Origin of the sequence: Flectobacillus sp. (assembly GCF_049240685.1) — a bacterium.
Classification (GTDB): Bacteria; Bacteroidota; Bacteroidia; order Cytophagales; family Spirosomataceae; genus Flectobacillus.
In genome coordinates, this window is record NZ_JBMLSD010000401.1 from 1 (window position 1) to 4167 (window position 4167).

General features: G+C 39.1%; 4 protein-coding genes. 2 read left to right on the forward strand and 2 right to left on the reverse strand.

All coding sequences use genetic code 11. The features are described from left to right. Window positions 1-6 precede the first annotated feature (6 nt). A complete protein-coding gene (locus ACOVQ4_RS18360; RefSeq protein ID WP_095163995.1) occupies window positions 7-1221 on the reverse strand; it encodes a saccharopine dehydrogenase family protein in 1215 nt (404 codons plus the stop codon). A gap of 256 nt (window positions 1222-1477) precedes the next feature. Between ACOVQ4_RS18360 and ACOVQ4_RS18365 the strand changes: the two genes are divergently transcribed. Next, entirely contained in the window at window positions 1478-2413 is a 936-nt protein-coding gene (locus ACOVQ4_RS18365) for an AEC family transporter (RefSeq protein WP_421822072.1), read from the forward strand. A gap of 330 nt (window positions 2414-2743) precedes the next feature. Then, window positions 2744-3640 carry an EamA family transporter gene (locus ACOVQ4_RS18370; protein ID WP_421822073.1) on the forward strand — a complete coding sequence of 299 codons (897 nt, stop codon included), beginning with the start codon at window positions 2744-2746 and terminating at the stop codon, window positions 3638-3640. Between the two features lie 122 nt (window positions 3641-3762). Here ACOVQ4_RS18370 and ACOVQ4_RS18375 read toward each other — a convergent pair. Continuing rightward, the coding region (locus ACOVQ4_RS18375; protein ID WP_421822074.1) for a hypothetical protein at window positions 3763-4167 on the reverse strand (405 nt) is incomplete at its 5' end.

Sequence of the window (4167 nt, forward strand, 5' to 3'; positions counted from 1 at the left end):
TAATTTCTAATATTCGTGTGGAAGCTCGATGTCAACCAATTCGTTCCAAGGTAAACCGTGAACGTTCAACATAGCCATAAATGGATCTGGATTCATTTCCTCGCAGTTCCAAACGCCTGGCTTGAACCATTCGCCTGTAATCATCATCATAGCCCCAAGCATAGCAGGTACACCTGTTGTATAGCTTACTCCTTGCGCTTGAACCTCGCTCCAGCAGTCTTGGTGCTTACAGTTGTTCCAAACATAGTAAGTTCTATCTTTACCATCTTTGATACCTTTGATTTGGCAACCGATAGAAGTTTCTCCAGTATAGTTTTCTCCTAAAGTGCCAGGCTCTGGCAATACCGCTTTCAAGAACTCTAAAGGTACAATATCAATACCTTTAAATTTGATAGGCTCGATTGAAGTCATCCCTACATTTTGAAGTACGTTCAAGTGAGTCAAATATTGCTGGCCGAAAGTCATCCAGAAACGAGCGCGTTTAATGGTTGGGAAGTTTTTCACCAAAGATTCCAACTCCTCATGGTACAATACATACGATTCTTTTGGACCAATTCCAGGATAGTCGATTGCCTTGTGAATAGACATAGGTGGAATTTCTACCCACTCACCATTTTCCCAATAACGACCGTTTTGAGTAATCTCACGGATGTTAATTTCAGGGTTGAAGTTAGTAGCAAAAGCTTTACCGTGGTCACCAGCATTACAGTCGATGATATCCAAGTAGTGCATTTCGTCGAAATGATGCTTGTTGGCATAAGCCGTGTACACTTGCGTTACACCTGGGTCGAAACCACAACCCAACAAGGCCATCAAACCAGCTTGTTCGAAACGCTCTTTATAAGCCCATTGCCAAGAGTATTCAAACTTAGCTACGTCTTTTGGCTCATAATTAGCAGTATCCATATAGTGTACACCTGTCTCAAGACAAGCATCCATAATGGTCAAATCTTGGTATGGCAATGCCACGTTGATGACCATCCAAGGCTTCACTTCGTTGATAAGTGCAACCAATTCTGGTACGTTGTCAGCGTCTACCTGTGCAGTTTGTACAGGCGTTGGCAAACCTATTTTAGCACATTCTTCTGCGATGGCATCGCATTTACTCTTGGTACGGCTCGCCAATACGACCTCCGAAAACACGTCGGGATTCATGGCACATTTTTTCGCTACCACATTTCCTACACCACCAGCACCAATGATTAAAACTTTCTTGCCCATTCCTTAATGTAAATGTAAATGATTGAGTTATGAATGAAAATATTGGCGCAAAATTACATAATTTCAAGATAGCTTTCGCATTAAGACCTTGTTAAATTTGTTTTGAGAAAAAGTGACTGCTAATGAAGACATTTCATACAAGTATTCTGTAAATACCTTTAGTCATCATCTTAGAGATTTCTCGAAGCAGGAATTTTAACAGTAAATCCATTACTTTTGCGTCTTTTTAGCATAAAAGACATATATCCCCTTCAACATGAATCCTACTAATGCTGTTTTTATAACTGCTTTATCTATTATTGGTCTTGGCTTTTTCCTCAAATATAAAGGCATTGTTACGGAGAAAGAGGGTAAAATTATTACCAAACTTTTGGTGCATACCACTTTTCCAGCTTTGGTTTTTGTCACAATTATGCGTGTAAAAATCGAGGCTGATTTGTTGTTGCTTCCTCTTTTTTGTATCAGTTTCAGTGCTATTTCGATGACAATTGCTGGTTTACTTTTCAAAAATCAAACCAAGCGACTTCGGGGATTGTTGACCATGGCAAGTGGTGGATTTAATTTAGGACTATTTGCATTTCCATTGATTGAAGGCATTTGGGGGCCAGCGGGAATGGTCTTTGCAGCCCTATTTGATATGGGAAATTCAATTGTGGTTTTTTGTATGGTTTATGGCACAGGAGTCATTTTTGCGGAAACCAACGAAGCTCAAGCCCTTAGAAAAAGAGAGAAACTCAAACAGGCTTTTCTTAAAATCTTTACGCTCCTACCCTTCCAAGCGATGTTGTTGGGTTTGGTTGTAAATCTTACTAAACTACCACTGCCTGATATTTTGGTAAATATTATCGATATTTTGGCTAAAGGCAATAAAGTATTAGTCTTACTAATTATGGGTATTTACCTAAGTATAGAGCTAAAGCCAGAGATATTCAAAAAAATTGCCAGTGTATTAGTGATTCGTTATGCGGTTGGTTTATCGCTTGGATTTTTTCTTTACTACTTTCTTCCTTTTGAACCGCTCTACAAAAGTATAGTTCTAATCTGTATGATTCTACCCGTAGGGATGACTCTACTCCCATTTGCAGATGAACTAGGATATGACTCTAAAATCGCTGGTCTTCTGGTCAATATTTCGATGATTATCAGTTTTGTACTCATGTGGAGCTTAGTACTCGGCATGGAACTGCGATGAGTGTTGAGTTGGGAGTTTTGAGTGAGGAGTTGTCCTTTGTCCTTTTTCACTGAATTTTGAAAAACAGTTTAAAACTGTTTAAAAAAGTAAGTCCAAGACTAAGTCTTGAACTAGGAACTTCAATTTTGTCCAGTAATCAGAAACCCGCCCTACTCATAAAATTATCCCCTTGAAATACAGTCGATTAAGTTTATTTATCGCTAATTTTAATCTGAAATATTACTATTGGAGTTTGTTTTTGGATTTTTCTAAAACTATTAAGTATAAACCACTAGATAACTCTAATTTTGCGACCTCAAAATACTTTTGTCAACAGACAAATCTTACATTATGAATAGTCAGCAAAGAATAGCAGGGTTTGGATTAGCCATTTTTGCCGCCATCACATGGGGCGTTTCAGGAACATTTGGACAGTTTTTATTTAGTCAACGAGGTATTAATCCCGGTTGGCTCGTAACGTTACGTTTGTTGGTGGCGGGTAGTATTTTATTGATGATTGCCCTTTTTCGTGGCTTAGATTTGTGGAAAATATGGAGAAATAAACGCGATACCCTATTACTTCTGGCATTTAGTGTGCTCGGAATGGTGGCAGTGCAATACACGTATTTTGAAGCAATTCATAAGTCGAATGCTGCCACTGCTACCGTTTTACAATATATGGGACCAGTCTTTATAGCGATTTACATGGCTTTTAAACAAAGAAGATTACCCAATTTCATCGAATTTGTGGCGATTATTTTGGCTCTTACAGGCACATTTTTATTGGTTACACATGGCAAATTTGGCAGTTTAGCCATCTCTACCGAAGGACTTCTTTGGGGAATTGCCTCCGCAGTTGCTTTGGCAATTTATAGTCTATTACCCGTTGGATTGATGAATCGCTACGAAGTAACCACGGTAATTGGTTGGGCAATGTTTGTAGGAGGAGTTATTTTTAGTTGTGTATTTGCTCCTTGGAAGGTTTCGGGAACTTGGGATTCGCAGTCTTTTGCCTACACAGGCTTTATTTTACTGTTAGGGAGTTTGGCGGCATTTTATGCTTTTTTGAAAGCTGTAACTATTGTTGGAGCACAAACCAGTAGTTTGCTCGCCTGTGCCGAGCCACTATCTTCTACGGTGATGGCTATTTTCTGGTTGAATACTCCTTTCGGAAAAATTGATATGCTAGGGAGTTTCATGATTATGCTTACGATTGGTGTGCTGGCATTGTTTGGAAGAAAAAACTAAAACAGGGTTATTTGTGATGAATTATTTATAAAAATCTTTTTTCCAAAAGTAGAGACGCAATGCTTGCGTCTCTACGGCAAAAATTAATTCATTAAATTTAAAATAACGCCTAAAAACCTTACCTACCAATTATTGTCCTGAGTCTTATCCGACTTTGCTGGTGCCACTGGTGGCGTTGGTGGCGGTGGCAAACTCGGGGCAGAAGCAGCACTTGGAGCTTTTGGGGGCTTCGGTGGTTTTGGTGCCGAAGATGTACTTGGAGCTTTCGGTGCCTTTGGAGGTTTAGGAGGCTTTGGCAAGCGATAGCCTGAACCATAATGTCTATTTTTAGTCCAATATTTACCCTCTGGATCTATTTCCTCGATAGCCTTTGCATGTACTTCAATTTCTTTACCAATATCCTCAATAGGCTTTGAAAGTTTTTCCATTTCTTTTCCAAGACTATCCATCGGAGCAGAATGGATTTCCATTTTGCTGGACATTAATTCCATTTCTTTAGAAGCCTTTTCCATCTTTTTCTCAATTTC